17 protein-coding genes are annotated in these 16,125 nt (G+C 37.3%); 3 read left to right on the forward strand and 14 right to left on the reverse strand.

Annotated elements, in window-relative coordinates; genetic code table 11:
• Positions 1–112 precede the first annotated feature (112 nt).
• The gene (locus KVT27_RS16965; protein ID WP_150906440.1) at positions 113–1,576 is read right to left on the reverse strand and encodes a M23 family metallopeptidase; all 1,464 of its coding nucleotides are present in this window, start codon (positions 1,574–1,576) and stop codon (positions 113–115) included.
• Between the two features lie 398 nt (positions 1,577–1,974).
• Between KVT27_RS16965 and KVT27_RS16970 the strand changes: the two genes are divergently transcribed.
• Positions 1,975–2,838: a YitT family protein gene (locus tag KVT27_RS16970; RefSeq protein WP_042737493.1), complete on the forward strand. Its 864-nt coding sequence runs from the start codon at positions 1,975–1,977 to the stop codon at positions 2,836–2,838.
• Between the two features lie 49 nt (positions 2,839–2,887).
• Here KVT27_RS16970 and KVT27_RS16975 read toward each other — a convergent pair whose 3' ends face one another.
• From KVT27_RS16975 to rpsF, 8 genes are all read right to left on the reverse strand, one after another.
• The gene (locus KVT27_RS16975; RefSeq protein ID WP_008177939.1) at positions 2,888–4,177 is read right to left on the reverse strand and encodes an adenylosuccinate synthase; all 1,290 of its coding nucleotides are present in this window, start codon (positions 4,175–4,177) and stop codon (positions 2,888–2,890) included.
• A 233-nt stretch (positions 4,178–4,410) separates the two neighbouring features.
• A complete protein-coding gene (dnaB, locus tag KVT27_RS16980; RefSeq protein WP_008177941.1) occupies positions 4,411–5,772 on the reverse strand; it encodes a replicative DNA helicase in 1,362 nt (453 codons plus the stop codon).
• 13 nt (positions 5,773–5,785) lie between these two features.
• Complete coding sequence (gene rplI / locus KVT27_RS16985; RefSeq protein WP_036121876.1) at positions 5,786–6,232, reverse strand: 50S ribosomal protein L9; 447 nt, start codon at positions 6,230–6,232, stop codon at positions 5,786–5,788.
• Positions 6,232–8,202: a DHH family phosphoesterase gene (locus KVT27_RS16990; RefSeq protein ID WP_036121881.1), complete on the reverse strand. Its 1,971-nt coding sequence runs from the start codon at positions 8,200–8,202 to the stop codon at positions 6,232–6,234. Before KVT27_RS16990 ends, rplI begins: the two co-directional genes overlap by 1 nt.
• A gap of 13 nt (positions 8,203–8,215) precedes the next feature.
• Positions 8,216–9,157: a YybS family protein gene (locus tag KVT27_RS16995; protein ID WP_036121884.1), complete on the reverse strand. Its 942-nt coding sequence runs from the start codon at positions 9,155–9,157 to the stop codon at positions 8,216–8,218.
• A gap of 224 nt (positions 9,158–9,381) precedes the next feature.
• A complete protein-coding gene (rpsR, locus tag KVT27_RS17000; protein WP_004233359.1) occupies positions 9,382–9,618 on the reverse strand; it encodes a 30S ribosomal protein S18 in 237 nt (78 codons plus the stop codon).
• Between the two features lie 38 nt (positions 9,619–9,656).
• Positions 9,657–10,229 carry a single-stranded DNA-binding protein gene (gene ssb / locus KVT27_RS17005; RefSeq protein WP_217581657.1) on the reverse strand — a complete coding sequence of 191 codons (573 nt, stop codon included), beginning with the start codon at positions 10,227–10,229 and terminating at the stop codon, positions 9,657–9,659.
• A 46-nt stretch (positions 10,230–10,275) separates the two neighbouring features.
• Positions 10,276–10,563 (reverse strand): 30S ribosomal protein S6, encoded by a 288-nt coding sequence (gene rpsF, locus KVT27_RS17010; RefSeq protein WP_008177955.1) that lies wholly within the window; start codon positions 10,561–10,563, stop codon positions 10,276–10,278.
• Between the two features lie 178 nt (positions 10,564–10,741).
• Here rpsF and KVT27_RS17015 point away from each other — a divergent pair, with 178 nt between their 5' ends.
• Positions 10,742–11,326 carry a DUF3267 domain-containing protein gene (locus KVT27_RS17015; protein WP_036147833.1) on the forward strand — a complete coding sequence of 195 codons (585 nt, stop codon included), beginning with the start codon at positions 10,742–10,744 and terminating at the stop codon, positions 11,324–11,326.
• 41 nt (positions 11,327–11,367) lie between these two features.
• Here the strand turns inward: KVT27_RS17015 and KVT27_RS17020 are convergent, their stop codons facing one another.
• The 4 genes from KVT27_RS17020 to KVT27_RS17035 all read right to left on the reverse strand — a co-directional run bounded on the left by KVT27_RS17020 (position 11,368) and on the right by KVT27_RS17035 (position 14,764).
• The gene (locus KVT27_RS17020) at positions 11,368–12,408 is read right to left on the reverse strand and encodes an acyl-CoA dehydrogenase family protein (protein WP_217581658.1); all 1,041 of its coding nucleotides are present in this window, start codon (positions 12,406–12,408) and stop codon (positions 11,368–11,370) included.
• Positions 12,409–12,490: 82 nt separating this feature from the next.
• Positions 12,491–13,591: a redox-regulated ATPase YchF gene (ychF, locus tag KVT27_RS17025; RefSeq protein WP_008177960.1), complete on the reverse strand. Its 1,101-nt coding sequence runs from the start codon at positions 13,589–13,591 to the stop codon at positions 12,491–12,493.
• Positions 13,592–13,689: 98 nt separating this feature from the next.
• Positions 13,690–13,890 (reverse strand): DUF951 domain-containing protein, encoded by a 201-nt coding sequence (locus tag KVT27_RS17030; protein ID WP_008177961.1) that lies wholly within the window; start codon positions 13,888–13,890, stop codon positions 13,690–13,692.
• 1 nt (position 13,891) lies between these two features.
• Positions 13,892–14,764: a mechanosensitive ion channel family protein gene (locus tag KVT27_RS17035; RefSeq protein ID WP_036121904.1), complete on the reverse strand. Its 873-nt coding sequence runs from the start codon at positions 14,762–14,764 to the stop codon at positions 13,892–13,894.
• A 91-nt stretch (positions 14,765–14,855) separates the two neighbouring features.
• Here KVT27_RS17035 and yyaC point away from each other — a divergent pair, with 91 nt between their 5' ends.
• On the forward strand, positions 14,856–15,488 hold the full coding sequence (gene yyaC / locus KVT27_RS17040; RefSeq protein ID WP_036121907.1) for a spore protease YyaC: 633 nt from the start codon (positions 14,856–14,858) through the stop codon (positions 15,486–15,488).
• On the opposite strand, the gene KVT27_RS17045 is transcribed toward yyaC, so the two are convergent.
• Positions 15,405–16,121 carry a DUF554 domain-containing protein gene (locus KVT27_RS17045; RefSeq protein ID WP_008177967.1) on the reverse strand — a complete coding sequence of 239 codons (717 nt, stop codon included), beginning with the start codon at positions 16,119–16,121 and terminating at the stop codon, positions 15,405–15,407. The two genes, yyaC and KVT27_RS17045, sit on opposite strands and share 84 nt — an antisense overlap.
• Between the last annotated feature and the right edge of the window lie 4 nt (positions 16,122–16,125).

Genomic DNA, 16,125 nt, shown 5'->3' on the forward strand with positions numbered 1-16,125 from the left:
TTCATCAATCACTTTAAATACTTTGACATAATGGGCTATATTTCAACAAGTATTTCTCGGGAAATAATAGAAAAGACAGCCCACTATTTGGACTGTCTACTATTAAATATGTTTATCGACCTACATATGATAACGGATTGACTAATGAACCGTTCTTTTCAACTTCAAAGTGTAAATGTGTGCCTGTCGAATTTCCAGTAGAACCCATAATGCCGATAACAGAACCCTTTTCCACTACTTGTCCTACTTCAACATTAATAGAAGATAGATGTCCATAAAGCGTTGTATACCCATTATTGTGATTAATAACAATGCGATTACCATAAGTACCAGACGTACCAGCTGCACTAACTACACCATTATCGGCCGCCAAAATATTATAATTACTTGGACGAGCAATGTCGATTCCACGGTGGAAGGCGCCCCAACGTTCGCCCATACCGCTTGAGATATAGCCTCCTACAGCTGGCCATGAAAATTCACCTGTACCACGTGAAGAGATTACCTTTGTCCCAACTACTTCAATTTGGTCCACTGGCTCTTGGGTTACTTTTTCTTCTAATGCAACTTTTGCTGTTTGCTTACCATTTTCAGACGTTAGGGCGTAGGTTGTTTCTTTTTTACCATTAGCGCCTTCTTGCTTGATGACCTTTTCACCTTTATACATAGTAGGATCTTCTTCCACTACTTTTTTGAATGGAATCACATCTGCTACTTTCTTTTTCTTTTTAACCTCAAGATTTACAAATGGCTTTGCCACCGTTACATTCAATTCCTGTCCAACTTGTAAAACAGTATCAACTGTTACATCAGGGTTTAAATCTAGCAGTTCACTCGTTGTTAAATTATGTTTTTTTGCGACAGAACCTAATACATCACCTGATTGAATTTTATAGCTATCTTGTTCAAGGTAGCCTGTCATTAAATAGTTGACGGCTTGCTCAGGTGTTAAGATTTGAGTTGGTGTAACTTTTTGAGATATTCCTGAAACATCCTGTTTAAATGAAATATCTAAAAGTCGTGATTCGCCTGCTTGTAATTCTGGTAAATTAATTGTAGATTGTTGGTTTTTCGCTAATTTATCTAACTCTGGCTGAGAAATATATTGTAGCTTCAACAGTCGAACCGTTTTTTCATAGGCTTCCGTATTTTTTAATGATACGACTGGCTTATGATTTACTAGTAATGTAAAAGCATCCGATTTCGCTACTAAAGATTGCTTTAGTTTGGATAATGTTTCTGCATCTTTTGTTTCATTCGTAAAAACCTGTTCTGGGATTATTTTAACAGATGAGCTAGCATCCATAGATAACTCTTTGAATTGCTGACTTGCTTCTTTTTCTTTTGATGTAATAACTTCTTGAATAGCTTTCTCGTCAGATACTGCACCAATATAATCATTTCCCACATAAACATGGTATATTTTATTTAAATTTTCTTTCGTATGTTCTTTAGCAAAACCCATATTTATCGTTAGGCTCGTCATTAAAACTGCCATGATCGAAACCTTTTTAAAAGAAGAAAAATTGTAGGTGAATCTATTGTTTTCTTCTTTTTTATTCCAAAACGAATTCATCAATAAAGCCCCTTCCAACTTTCCCTTGTGATAGGATGATTTACCCACAAGGAATTTTTGCACCCTTATAATGTATCATAAAGAAAATAGCGTTTGAATGATTTCACTCTTTTGTAATGTAAATGTATTATTTATCTACTAATTGTTACATAGAATATATTTTATATAGTTGATAAATACTGTATTTTTATTCATAAAATGGGTATTGAACAACATTATTTACCGTATTAAAAATCATATACTTAGCCATTGGTATAGTATTCTATTATTTTTTTCAAGTGAATTTAGGCATAATACTTTTTACTTTTTTAATATTCCGATAAAATATAAAAGAAGGCACATTATGGATTGGAGCGATTAAATTGAGTGATTCACAGACCTCTGATATGGCAGCAAAAATGCTGCGGCATCAGAAAAGTAACATGCGTAAAACATTTCTAAGGATTATTATGGTATCGTTAGGTGCAATCATTATGGCTTTGGGCTTAGAGTTATTTTTAGTACCCAACCACATTATGGATGGAGGCATCGTAGGTGTTTCCATTATTACATCTCATTTATTAAATTTACCCCTTGGTATCTTCATCTTCATTTTAAACTTACCTTTTATTTTTTTAGGCTACAAACAAATTGGTAAAACCTTTGCGCTGTCCACAGGGCTAGGTATTACTGTACTCTCTACTGCAACACTTGCCTTACATAACCTACACCCATTTACGGAAGATACATTATTGGCCACAGTTTTTGGTGGGATGATTTTAGGAGTTGGTGTCGGTATTGTCATTCGTTATGGTGGTTCTTTAGACGGAACTGAAATATTGGCAATTTTATTTAATAGTAAAACTCCTTTTTCAGTTGGAGAAATCATTATGTTCTTCAACATTATTATTTTTGCAATAGCAGGATTTGTATTTAACTGGGAACAAGCTATGTATTCCATCATTGCATACTATATTGCTTATAAAATGATTGATATTGTCATTCAAGGGTTGGAAGAATCAAAATCAGTTTATATCATAAGTGATGCTATTGATGAAATTGGACAAACCATTATGGATCGACTTGGTCGTGGTGTCACTTTCCTTCATGGTGAAGGGGCTTATACAGGAAATGATAAAAAGGTCATCTTTACTGTTATTACTCGCTTGGAAGAATCGAAGCTGAAAACCATTGTTGCCGATATCGATGACAATGCATTTTTAGCCATTGGTAATATAGCAGAGGTAAAAGGTGGTCGTTTCAAGAAGAAGGATATTCACTAATAAAAGGGCGTACCATCTATGGCACGCCCTTTTTCTTGTATTTATTTTATTAGGCTTCCCAAACATCTACTAATACGTTTGTTTGCTCACGAGCAGGACCAACTGAGAAAGTAGCAATTTGAATACCTGTTAATTCACTAACACGCTCTACATAGCGTCGTGCATTTTCAGGTAGCTCTTCTAAAGTACGGCATGCTGTAACGTCCTCAGACCAGCCTGGAAGCTCTTCATAGATTGGTTCACATTGTTCAATAATATGAAGATTTGCTGGGTACTCTGTAATTGTTTCACCTTTATAGTTATAGGCTGTACAGATTTTTACTGTCTCTAAACCAGATAAAACATCAATTGAGTTAAGTGCTAGATGCGTAATACCACTTACGCGACGTGAGTGACGAACAACTACCGTATCGAACCAACCTACACGACGTGGACGGCCTGTTGTTGTACCATATTCACGACCAACTTCACGAATTTGCTGACCTACTTCATCAAATAATTCTGTAGGGAATGGACCATCACCTACTCGAGATGTATAAGCTTTAGATACTCCAATAACGCTTGTTACAAGTGAAGGACCAACACCAGCACCAATTGCTACACCGCCTGCTACAGGATTTGAAGATGTAACATATGGATACGTACCTTGATCGACATCAAGCAAAATACCTTGAGCGCCTTCAAATAATACTTTACCGCCTTCATCAAGTACATCATTCAAAATTTTAGATGTATCTGTCACATATTTTGCGATTTCTTGACCATAACCATAGTATTCCTCAAAAATCTCTTCGAAAGTAACACCTTCAACTTCATAGAATTTCTCGAATAATTTATTTTTAATGGCTAAATTATGACGTAGTTTTTCTTCAAAAATATCCTTATCAAGTAAATCAGCCATACGGATACCAATACGAGCTACTTTATCTTGATAGCATGGTCCGATCCCTTTACAAGTTGTCCCAATTTTATTATCTCCGCGGCTTTCTTCATCCGCAATATCTTGCTTTATATGATACGGCAGAATAACATGTGCACGATTAGAAATACGTAAATTATCTGTATTAATGCCACGTTCTTGTAAGCCTTTTAGTTCTGTTACTATTGATTTTGGATTGACAACTAATCCATTACCAATAACTGAAGTTTTTTCTTTATAGAAGATACCTGATGGAATTAAATGTAGTTTATATGTTTCACCATCTATTTTAATGGTATGTCCTGCATTATCTCCACCTGCAAAACGAGCGATTGCATCGGCTTTTTGCGAAAGGAAATCCGTAATTTTACCTTTTCCTTCGTCTCCCCACTGTGTTCCTACAACTACTACTGATGTCATAATCAGCACCTCCGTTAGATACCTGTGTATCTCAATTTTTTAGCCTCAATCATTGTAACAATGATAGAAACACCTCGTCAATAAAAAATAGTGAAAAAACACGAACATAAAATCAAAAAATCTGATTCAACGTTCGTGTTTAATAACAGAATGGTATGAATATTATCGAACATTCAGATTAATTCAGTCTAAGGTTAATTTGTAGAGGCAATTTATCTGAATGACGCACATGATTAATCACGTGACGGTGGCGGTGGCATTTGTGACCAATCCACATTAATGAATTTATTGAACTCTTTTTTAAAGGCAAGTGTAACAGTCCCTGTTGGACCATTACGTTGCTTTGCAATAATAATTTCGATCATATTTTTACTTTCAGACTCTTTATCGTAATAGTCATCACGGTATAAAAAGGCTACAATATCAGCATCTTGCTCAATACTTCCCGATTCACGTAAATCACTCATCATCGGACGTTTATCTTGTCTTTGCTCCACTCCACGAGATAGCTGCGATAAGGCAATAACAGGCACCTTTAATTCACGTGCTAGTCCTTTTAGCGATCGTGAAATCTCAGATACCTCTTGCTGACGGTTCTCGCCTGGTTTCCCACTACCTTGAATAAGCTGTAAATAATCAATCAGGATCATTCCAAGCCCATTTTCTTGAGCTAAACGTCGACATTTTGCACGAATCTCATTAATACGTACACCCGGTGTATCATCAATAAAAATCCCTGAATTCGATAAACTCCCCATTGCCATAGTTAGTTTACCCCAATCTTCCGTAGTTAAAGCACCTGTACGTAAAACTTGTGCATCAATATTTCCTTCTGCACATAGCATACGCATGACAAGTTGCTCTGCACCCATCTCTAAAGAGAAGATTGCAACATTCTCTCGTGCCTGTACGGCAACACTTTGCGCAACATTCAAGGCAAAGGCAGTTTTCCCTACGGATGGACGGGCAGCTACAATAATTAAATCATTACGTTGGAAGCCAGCAGTAATGTTATCCAAATCACGGAAGCCTGTCGGTATCCCCGTTACATCTCCCTTTTGTGATTGAAGCTGCTCAATGTTGTCGAAGGTTTCCACTAGCACATCTTTCACATGCTTAAAGTCCCCCGCATTCTTCCTATTGGCAACCTCCATCATTTTTTTCTCTGCTTCGCCTAGTAATGCCTCTACTTCGTCTTCTCGTGTGTAGCCATCCTCAACAATTTTAGTAGCAACACGAATTAAGCGACGTAATAGTGCCTTTTCCTCAACGATTTTAGCATAGTGAGCAACGTTGGCAGCTGTAGGGACAGCATTGGCGAGCTCTAGTAAATAGGATAGCCCGCCAACGTCTTCAATCTCTTTTTTAGCTGATAATTCTTCTGTAACTGTAACAACATCTATCGCTTTTCCTTGATCGCTTAACCGTAGCATTGTTTCAAAAATCTTCTTGTGGGCGTTTAAATAAAAATCATCTGCCAATAAAATTTCCGATGCTGTGATTAAAGATTGTGGCTCAAGGAAAATTGCACCGATAACCGATTGCTCCGCCTCCCGGTTATGCGGTGGAACGCGGTCCATCATCGGTTCGTTCATGGATCGTCGCTCCTTATTCTTCCGTTACATGTACTTTTAATGTAGCTGTTACTTCATGATGTAGTTTTACAGGAACATTTGTAAAGCCTAGTGCACGAATTCCATCATTTAAAGTCATTTTACGTTTATCAATTTTAATGCCATGCACTTTTTGTAGGGCATCAGCAATTTGCTTGGTAGACACTGAACCAAATAGACGACCGCCTTCACCAGACTTTGCTTTTAGCTCAACTGTTAATGTTTCTACTTTTTCCTTTAACGCTTGTGCTTCTGCTAGTTCAGCAGCAGCATTTTTTTCTTCTAATTTTTTCTGACCATCTAATTGACTTAGTGCTTGAGCGTTTGCTTCTGCTGCATAGCCATTTTTAATTAAGAAATTTTGTGCGTAACCATCTGCTACGTTTTTAATTTCACCTTTTTTTCCTTTTCCTTTAACGTCTTTTAAAAATACTACTTTCATTAGTCAGAACTCCCTTCAAAGACCTCTTCTATGGCCTCTTCTAATTGTGTTTTCACGTTATCAATGGTTTTGGCTTCTACTTGGCAGGCAGCGTTCGTTAAATGACCACCACCGCCAAGTCTTTCCATAATAAGCTGGACATTGACTTCGCCTAGTGATCGGGCACTAATTCCTATTTTTCCATCTGCCCGATGTGCAATAACAAAGGATGCACCAACATCCTTCATAGTTAGTAAAATATCTGCTGTTTGTGCAATTAAGACAGAGTCATACACTTTCGATTCCTCACCTACAGCTACAGCAATTCCTGGCTTTACGAATTTAACCGTTTGCACTATTTTTGATCGCTCAATATAGGTGTCTACATCTTCTTTTAAAAGACGTTGCACTAATACTGTATCGGCACCATTCGTCCGTAGGTACGAGGCAGCTTCAAACGTACGTGCACCCGTTCGAAGTGTAAAGCTCTTCGTATCGACAATAATACCCGCTAGTAGTGCAGTAGCCTCTAGCATATTAATCTTTGCTCGCTTCGGCTGATACTCTAATAACTCAGTTACCAGCTCAGCAGTTGATGAGGCATACGGTTCCATATAAACAAGTGTTGGATTTTCAATAAAATCCTCACTTCGTCGATGATGGTCGATTACAACAACCTTTTCAGCTAGCTTTAATAGGTGTGAATCAATAACTAAATTAGGTTTATGTGTATCCACAATAACAAGCAAGGACTTTTCGGTCATTTTCCCTGCAGCTTCCTCTGGTGTTAGGAAGTTTTCATAGAAATCAGATTTACTCTCTATTTCATTCATTAAACGTGTAACGCTACCATTTAACTCATCAAAATTTATGATGACATAGCCCTTCACATCATTCATTTGTGCCATTTTCCGAACACCGACAGATGCACCAATCGAGTCCATATCAGGGCTTTTATGTCCCATAACAAATACTTGATCACTATCTTGAATTAAATCACGTAATGCATGTGAGATGACGCGAGCTCTAACACGTGTGCGCTTTTCAACCGGATTCGTTTTCCCGCCATAAAATTTTAGCTTTCCTGTAGGTTGCTTTATGGCAACTTGGTCACCACCACGTCCTAATACGAGATCCAGACTTGATTGTGCCAATTCGCCAAGCTCCACTAGGGAGGACGAACCCGCTCCTACACCAATACTTAATGTTAAAGATAAATTCTTTTGCGCTGTTTTTTCTCGGATAACATCTAAAATAGCAAATTTTTTCTTTTCAAGCTCTGTTAAAATTGACTCATTTAATACTGCTAAAAACCGATCTGATGATATTCGTTTTACAAATACACCATGCTCAGCAGCCCATTCATTGACGATTGAAGTAACCATTGTATTCGTTAAACTACGTGGTTGGTCATCCATGGCCTGTGTGATTTCATCGTAATTATCAACAAATAAAATAGCGATAACTGTACGATCTGCAAAGTATTGCTTCTCAATAGCAATCTGCTCAGTAATATCAAAGAAGTATAGTAATCGTTCCTCTTTTTTATAATAAACACGATATTTACGATCACGTAATGTAATTGTAGCCTCATTTGTTTCTTCAGTCTTCATTAGTACATAGATATCATCAGATATATTAACAATTCCTTCTCCGACTAATGATTCCATATTTAAGATACCTTGCATATATGGATTCGACCATTCTATTTCATATTGCTCGTTCACCAACAGTATCCCAATTGGCATTTCAAGCAATGCTTCTTCCCCTACTTTTTTCATGCGGAATGAAATGGATTCTATATGCTTTTCAGTTTCTTCAAAAGCAATCTTTTCCACCTTCCATGTGTAGACCATCAGTAAAGCAAAACCTATTCCATAACCTATACCTATCCCGATATTCCAAATACATAGAAGTACGAACGTCACAATTCCAAAAATGGAAAGAACAAAAAGCGGATAGCGAATTGGTCGTTTTCTAAAAGTTCCCATTACAATCAGCCCCTTATTCTTTAGTCTTCCCCTTTACAAGTGAACGTACGTCAAAACCTAAATCAACGATACCTAGTAAGATCATGAAGGATGATAATGGAATAGCTAACACGGTAGCAACCCATTTAACCCCATTTGGCATCCCTTTTCTAGAAATGAAATAATGGATAAATGATATCCCTTGTAGAATGAGTAGCACCCATAAAATATAAGAAACATTCAATACAATTATATCTAGTGTAGAACCAGCCTCTGGACGCATAAATAAATTAATGCATAAAACGATCATGTAGTACCATAAAATAGATCGTGGTAAGCGCATATTTTGGAATGGTGCAAACTTTGGAACATCCACGCCAAGTCGTTTTAAAGCTGGCAAATTTAGCGCTATGATAATAAATGCAGCAAAAAATGCTGATATTGTTATTGTTGCAGGCATTGTCAGCTCGATCGTGTTAAACATAGCCTCTAGCTGTTCCGGCTTTATCGCCACTTGCCCTGTAACGTTTTTCGCAAATTCATTTGATTGCTCATAATTTTTGCGAGCCATCTCTAGACTCATGCTAATAAAGTCAATTCCTGCAAGTTTTACATAGGCAACATAAACAAGTGCCATCGAGATTAGATTAGCAATCCCCGTTGACATAAATAAATAAAGCTTACTCTTCTTCTGATAAATGGCGTTACCCATTACGACGCCCAGCAACCCCATTACAAAGGCAAATGGTAGCATCGATAGTCCACTCGTTATAGTGGTTAACATACAGCCTACTATTGCTACGAGTATTGATGAAGAACGTTTGTAATTTGCGCTATACCAAGCAATCGGTAGTGGAGCGAATATTAAAGCTACTATAAAAACGAATGGTACATATGCGGAAATCAGCATTAATATTGTAAAAAGTGCAACCATCATCGAGCCTTGGACAAGCGCTTTTGTTTGATTATTCGGCATTGAAAACCTTCCTTTTTTTCAGTCAAACTTACTACCCTTTATTGTACCATTTTTTCATAGTATTGAACAAAAATCGCTTAGATCACTATATGCTTTATTATGAATTTTATCTAAAAAACGTCTACTTCAATTTTCGATAAAAAAAACCAGCATACCCGATACGAATATCGTAATATGCTGGTATTCAAAATTGATGTAAGGTCAATTCCTTAACGTCATCAATCTTATTTGTCTTCTGCTACGAATGGAAGTAATCCCATGATACGAGATACTTTAATAGCTGAAGTTAATTTACGTTGGTACTTTGCACTTGTGCCAGTTACGCGACGTGGTAAAATTTTACCGCGCTCAGAGATGAATTTTTTTAATAAATCTACATCTTTGTAGTCGATGTGCGTAATATTGTTTGAAGTGAAGTAGCAAACTTTACGGCGTTTGCGGCCTCCGCGACGTGGTGCCATAGTGTGTCTCCTCCTTATCTTTTTTTATTGTAGAAGCATTAGAATGGAAGATCATCCTCAGATACTTCTATCGGTCCTTTGCTATTAGCAAATGGATCCTCATCTACACGTGTATAGTTTGGCTGATTCATAGGTGGTTGATTTTGCTGATAAGCATCGCCGCCGCCATAGGAACCCTGTCCTGGCATAGCGCCACCAAACTGTTGTTGTGGTTGACCACCGCCATATGACGGTTGGTTATTACCGTAAGTTTGTCCACCACCGTATTGAGGAGCAGAAGCTCCGCTACCATTACGTGGTTCTAAAAACTGTACGCTATCCGCCACAACGTCTGTTGTATATACTCGCTTACCGTCTTGTCCTTCATAACTGCCTGTTTGGATACGACCTTCTACCCCAATTAAACTTCCTTTTCGCATGAAGTTCGCTAGGTTTTCAGCCTGTTTTCGCCATGCAACACAGTTAATGAAATCAGCTTCACGTTCACCTTGTTGATTTGAGAATGCACGATTCACAGCAACTGTAAATCTTGTAGACGCAATTCCATTTGGTGTATAACGTAGCTCAGGATCTTTTGTTAGTCTTCCAACTAATACGACACGGTTTATCATCAGAATGCAACCTCCTTTTCAGCGTTTTGTTAAAAATAATTCAATATTAAGCTTCTTGGCGAACTGCAATGTGACGAATGATGTCTTCGCTGATGTTAGCTAGACGTGTATACTCGTTGATTGCATCTGAAGTAGCGTTTACTTTTACGATTTGGTAGTAACCTTCGCGGAAGTCTTGAATTTCATAAGCTAAGCGGCGTTTGCCCCACTCTTTTGATTCGATGACTTCTGCACCGTTAGAAGTTAAAGCTTCGTTGAAACGTTCAACTAGAGCTTTCTTCGCTTCGTCTTCAATGTTCGGACGTACGATGTACATTAATTCGTATTTTCTCATCTGTTTACACCTCCTTATGGACTAGGCTCTCCTATATTAAGGGAGCAAGGAGCAAGTAATAAATTATTACTCACATCAATGAATTGTAACATATAGGTACTTTTCTTTCAAGTCGCAAACTTACAATTCATTTTATATAATGAACGTAACCTGTTTAATTCGTGAAAGGAGAACTTTCGTGCTACAGAATAAAGAACCTATTGTTATTGAATTAAATATAAAAAAATTAATGATCGACAATATTGTGATCACAATTGGTCTTGTCATATTATTTATAGCCATTCAATATATTTGCTTTAAAGATTTTCACTTTTCTTTTTGGGCTTTCATTGGTGGTACAGTACTGTTTGTTATTCTGTATGTAGTTTTTATTATTTTGCATGAAGCTTTTCATTTGCTTGGCTTTATGCTCTTTGGCAAAGTACCTTTGAAGTCTTTACAATATGGCATAAACTTAGAGCTAGGTGTTGCCTATGCAACTACTACAAAGCCTCTATATAATCACGCCATGAAACGGGCATTATTGCTGCCATTTTGGACGACTGGCGTTCTTCCTACTATTGCAGGGTTTTATTTTAATAATACCATTTTAATACTGGTAGGAGCCTTATTAATAGCAGGTGCAGTAGGTGACTTTGCCATGTATAAGGAGTTACGAAAATATCCTAATAACGCCTTAGTGCAAGATGATCCTAAATTACCGAAGCTTTATGTTTATATAGAAAATGACCATTCACCAAGGCAAGATACATACGAAAATTAGACTCTGTCGTTCGTCAAAATGACAGAGTCTAGTCACAACTCTTAAGGAGTTAAAAAGCCATGCTGTGCAGCTGTATACAAATTCCTCCAAATGCGATTTATTGAGGCAGTCTCGGTAATAGCATCCATGCCAAGATTACGTATTAATTTATTGGCAATCTCTATACAAGCAGCAGCAATCTCTTTACTCATTTGTGTAAATTGTGTTAGTTCTTCCTCTGTCAAAGATTTATCTCCCTGATGCTTTTGCCAATATTCCGACAAGGTTGTATAGAACTGCTTTTCAAATTGTTTAAAATGCTTCTGTTGCTGCATGAGTAAAAATTGTAATGCTCCCATACGCTCAGCTTTATGGGCATCATGATTGCGTTGCTTTATTAAAATAAATGCTTCTTCTAAAAAATTCTCAGTTATCCCTAGACAAACGCTTAAAAAGGAAGCCTCTGCAAAGGTGGTAAATGGAAAGGTGTGTACAGCATTCCCATAGCTATTTCTAATCGTACCTATTTGGAAAGTAGCCTCTTGAGGTACCCATACGTTGTTCACGCGAATAGTATGACTTGCCGTTGCCTTCAAGCCCATTGCGCGCCAATCATTTAAAACTTCAACATCTTGACGGTCTAAGGAACAACTAATGACTTTTTCTGTTTTCACGCCATCTTGCTCTATCAAACAATTCATTGTAAAGGTTGTAACATAGTCCGAACCACTACAATATTTCCATTGCCCTGTTACTACATAACCATCTTCTACTTTTACAGCTACACCCGTTGGATAACCACTACCTGCGATAACTGCATTTTTAGGGGTAAAGATTTTTTCGCACATTTCTTGGCTAAATGCTGGAATAAATGCATTACCTCCAGTCCCGATTGTCACAAGCCAACCAACATTACCGTCGAGGGCAGCTAGTTGTTGAAACACTTTTATTCCCTCTACTAAATCTAGATTCTTACCTCCTAGTTCATTTGCAGTGAACAATTTGAACAATTTCTGTTCATACATAAACTCTAAGACATCCTGGGGTAATCTTTCTAGCTGCTCAAACTCTAGACCACGTTCTTTTATGTCCATTACGTTCATTTGATGTCACTCCCATACACTAAAAATTCAGATAAAATAATAATTGAAAAAAGGCAATCACTAAGATTGCCCTCTGTTCGTCTTATACATTAAAGCGGAATAACATTATATCGCCATCTTGAACTTCATACTCTTTACCTTCAAGACGTACCTTACCAGCTTCCTTAGCCGCTGCTTGAGAACCTGCCTCTAATAGATCATCATAAGCAACTGTTTCAGCACGAATGAAGCCTCGTTCAAAGTCTGTATGGATGATCCCTGCACATTGCGGTGCCTTCATCCCTTTACGGAACGTCCATGCACGAACTTCTTGTACACCAGCAGTGAAATACGTAGCTAAGCCTAATAAGTCATAAGAAGTACGGATGAGCTGATCTAAACCAGACTCTTTAATTCCTAATTCTTCTAAGAACATAGCCTTTTCCTCATCGTCTAGCTCTGAGATTTCTTCCTCGATTTTTGCACAAATTGTAATGACTTGAGCACCTTCAGCTGACGCATATTCACGTACCTTTTTGACATATTCATTATTGTCAGCATCCGCCACTTCATCTTCTGAAACGTTGGCAACATACAGCATTGGTTTAATTGTTAGCAAATGAAGACCTTTAATTACCTTTAGTTCATCATCTGAAAGCTCGGCAGCACGCGCTGGTTTACCGTTCTCTAACTGCTCTTTAATTTTTAAAAGTACTGGCTCTTCAATCATGGCCTCTTTGTCTTTTTGTTTGGCCATTTTGCTAACACGTTGGATACGTTTATCTACTGATTCTAAATCGGCTAGTGCTAGCTCTAGGTTAATAACCTCGATATCATCAATTGGATCCACCGCACCCGATACGTGTGTAATATTTTCGTCTACAAAACAACGTACAACTTGGCAAATGGCATCTACTTCACGGATATGCGCTAAAAATTTATTCCCTAGACCTTCACCTTTGGAAGCACCTTTTACAATCCCAGCTATATCTGTAAATTCAAATGCTGTTGGTACTGTTTTTTTAGGTACAACTAATTCTGTTAATTTATCTAAACGTGCGTCTGGTACTTCAACGATACCGACATTCGGATCAATCGTTGCGAATGGATAGTTTGCAGCCAATGCGCCCGCTTTTGTAATTGCGTTAAATAATGTTGATTTTCCAACGTTAGGTAAACCAACGATTCCAGCTGTTAATGCCATGAATGGACACAACCTTTCTATAATCAGTTCAAATTTTCTCTCATATAACCTTTTCTATTATATTGATTCACTTACAAAAAGTCTAATATGCCTGAAGTTTAGGCCTCACTAGCAGAAAGTAAAACCTTTTTCATTTTTTTCTCAAATTCTCGACGTGGAATCATTACGCTATGTTGGCAACCTTCACATTTAATTCGAACATCAGCACCCATACGAATAATCTTCCATTTATTCGTACCACAAGGATGTTGCTTTTTCATTTCAACAATATCATTTAAACCATATTTCTTTTCTTCCACCTTACTCACTTCTCCCCTCACCTTTGTCATAGAACATCATTTTTGGATGAGCCATTGGTATACGATGCTCCTCAAAAAGCTTTGTCACATCTCGGCGAATACTACGAGCCACTCCATATTGTTGCTGCGGTAATGTTTCTGCTGCAATGCGGATCGTTACCTCTGTACCTTTGACATTTTGTACACCTAAAAACACTGGTGCCGCTATTAATTCTTTATGTTTTTCTGGTAAAGATTCTAAATACTGATTAATAACCGTTTCCGCTTTTTCAAAGTCAGCATCCGCGGTCATTTGTAAATCTATAAAAATTTTGGAGTTGTTAACAGAGTAATTGACGACCTCACCAATTGCACCATTAGGAATGATAAATTGCTCTCCAGTCCCCCCATTAATTTTCGTAGTACGTAAACCAATTTCTACAACTGTACCTTCTGCTCCATTAATTTTTATATAATCACCTACACCAAACTGATCTTCAAAAATAATAAAGAAGCCCGTGATAACATCCTTCACCAAACTTTGGGCACCAAAACCGACGGCTAAACCAACAATCCCTGCCCCTGCTAAAAGACCGGCTACCTTTATATTTAAAGAAGATAGAATGCCAATGATTGCAGAGAAATAAACAACATAGGAAATTACACTTTGTAATAATCTCGAAATCGTACGTTGACGTCGCTCTGAATGATTTAATGGGGAACGCATACGGATTAAAAATAATTTTTTAATTAATTTTTTACCCATTCTTACAGCTATCCAGGATGCTAGTAAAATTAGCATAATCTCAATAGAAGAATCTATGACACCTTCCCAAAGTTTGTCAGATGTGAGCTTTTCCCAGTATCTCTCCATTAATTTCTTATTCCATTCCATCGTTTCCACCTCTTGAATAACTTGCTAAAAATTTGCGTATACTGCATAAAAATTGAGCACTTCTAAAAATAAAAAGAAAGTGAGTTTTTTTATGAATACTATACCAAATTTGTTACTACCTTATTCCCTTCATCACGAAAGTAAAAATGCTGTTTGGCAATTAAGTACATTATTTTTAGAATATATACCGTTTCATCATGAACGACTAATTTTTTGCTGCATTGGCAGCGACCGATGTACAGGTGATACGCTTGGACCGTTAACGGGTAGCTTTTTAAATAAGTCAGTTAGCTTCCCCTATGAAATTGTCGGTTCTTTAGAAGATCCGCTACATGCTCTAAATCTAGATTCTACTATTCAACAGCTACACAATCATACTACAAAACCATTCATTATTGCGATTGATGCCTGTCTTGGTAGTGAGCAAAATGTCGGTCATATTTCCGTTCAAAGCGGTCCTATTTTTCCTGGGAAGGCTGTAAAAAAAGAATTACCCCCAATCGGTGACATTTCCATTAAAGGAATCGTCAATATTGGAGGTTTTATGGAAATGCTTGTTTTACAAAATACAAGGCTTCATATTTCTTATGCTATGGCTGAAAAGCTTTCAAGAGCATTATTACTGGCTGCCCACCGTTATTCATTGAAAAATGTAGAAGAAAGCAACCATAATACCAACAATGACGATACCTGGCAGCAAGTTAGCAGCCTTGATCTTAGTTAAACCAGCTATATTTAACCCTATTGCCATAATCATAACGCCGCCAACGGCTGTCATTTCGGTAATATACATTTGTAGCGCAGCATCAGGTATAAAAGAACTAATGACCCCTGCAAAAACTGCAATTAATCCTTGATAAATAAAAACAGGTATCGCCGAAAGCAATACACCTATACCTAATGTGGATGCTAGAATTATGGATGTAAAACCATCTATTAATCCTTTTGTAATCAATACATTATGATCATTACGAAGACCGCTATCAAGTGCACCAATAACAGCCATGGAGCCAACAACAAAGATTAATGAAGCAGTGACAAACCCTTCTGCAATGCTAATTTGATTTTGATCATTTCGTTTTGTACGAAATAATGACTCTACCCATTTGCCTAGGCGATTCATTTGCTTATCTAAATCTAACCACTCACCTACTACAGTACCCACCACTAAACTTACGATTAAGATAATAAAATTATCACTTTCAAATCCCATTTTTATCCCTAATAATGCGACTGCTAAACCAATTATGGATAGGACAGTAGACTTCATAGATTCAGGAATATTTTTGAAAATTCGCCCCACTAATGCACCTGCTATAATTAGCACAGCATTAATCAATGCCCCTAGTATTACCACCCTT

It is taken from the genome of Lysinibacillus sp. GbtcB16 (assembly GCF_019091145.1).
GTDB lineage: Bacteria > Bacillota > Bacilli > Bacillales_A > Planococcaceae > Lysinibacillus > Lysinibacillus fusiformis.

Bases quoted from the DNA above. Each gene is read 5' to 3' on its own strand.
- ssb (WP_217581657.1), bottom strand. From the start codon at position 10,229: ATGATAAACCGTGTCGTATTAGTTGGAAGACTAACAAAAGATCCTGAG.
- KVT27_RS16970 (WP_042737493.1), top strand. From the start codon at position 1,975: ATGCTGCGGCATCAGAAAAGTAACATGCGTAAAACATTTCTAAGGATT.
- KVT27_RS17020 (WP_217581658.1), bottom strand. From the start codon at position 12,408: ATGAACGTAATGGACATAAAAGAACGTGGTCTAGAGTTTGAGCAGCTA.
- rplI (WP_036121876.1), bottom strand. From the start codon at position 6,232: ATGAAAGTAGTATTTTTAAAAGACGTTAAAGGAAAAGGAAAAAAAGGT.
- rpsR (WP_004233359.1), bottom strand. From the start codon at position 9,618: ATGGCACCACGTCGCGGAGGCCGCAAACGCCGTAAAGTTTGCTACTTC.
- KVT27_RS16995 (WP_036121884.1), bottom strand. From the start codon at position 9,157: ATGCCGAATAATCAAACAAAAGCGCTTGTCCAAGGCTCGATGATGGTT.
- ychF (WP_008177960.1), bottom strand. From the start codon at position 13,591: ATGGCATTAACAGCTGGAATCGTTGGTTTACCTAACGTTGGAAAATCA.
- KVT27_RS16975 (WP_008177939.1), bottom strand. From the start codon at position 4,177: ATGACATCAGTAGTAGTTGTAGGAACACAGTGGGGAGACGAAGGAAAA.
- KVT27_RS17035 (WP_036121904.1), bottom strand. From the start codon at position 14,764: ATGGAATGGAATAAGAAATTAATGGAGAGATACTGGGAAAAGCTCACA.
- yyaC (WP_036121907.1), top strand. From the start codon at position 14,856: ATGAATACTATACCAAATTTGTTACTACCTTATTCCCTTCATCACGAA.
- KVT27_RS16965 (WP_150906440.1), bottom strand. From the start codon at position 1,576: ATGAATTCGTTTTGGAATAAAAAAGAAGAAAACAATAGATTCACCTAC.
- KVT27_RS16990 (WP_036121881.1), bottom strand. From the start codon at position 8,202: ATGGGAACTTTTAGAAAACGACCAATTCGCTATCCGCTTTTTGTTCTT.
- dnaB (WP_008177941.1), bottom strand. From the start codon at position 5,772: ATGAACGAACCGATGATGGACCGCGTTCCACCGCATAACCGGGAGGCG.
- rpsF (WP_008177955.1), bottom strand. From the start codon at position 10,563: ATGAGAAAATACGAATTAATGTACATCGTACGTCCGAACATTGAAGAC.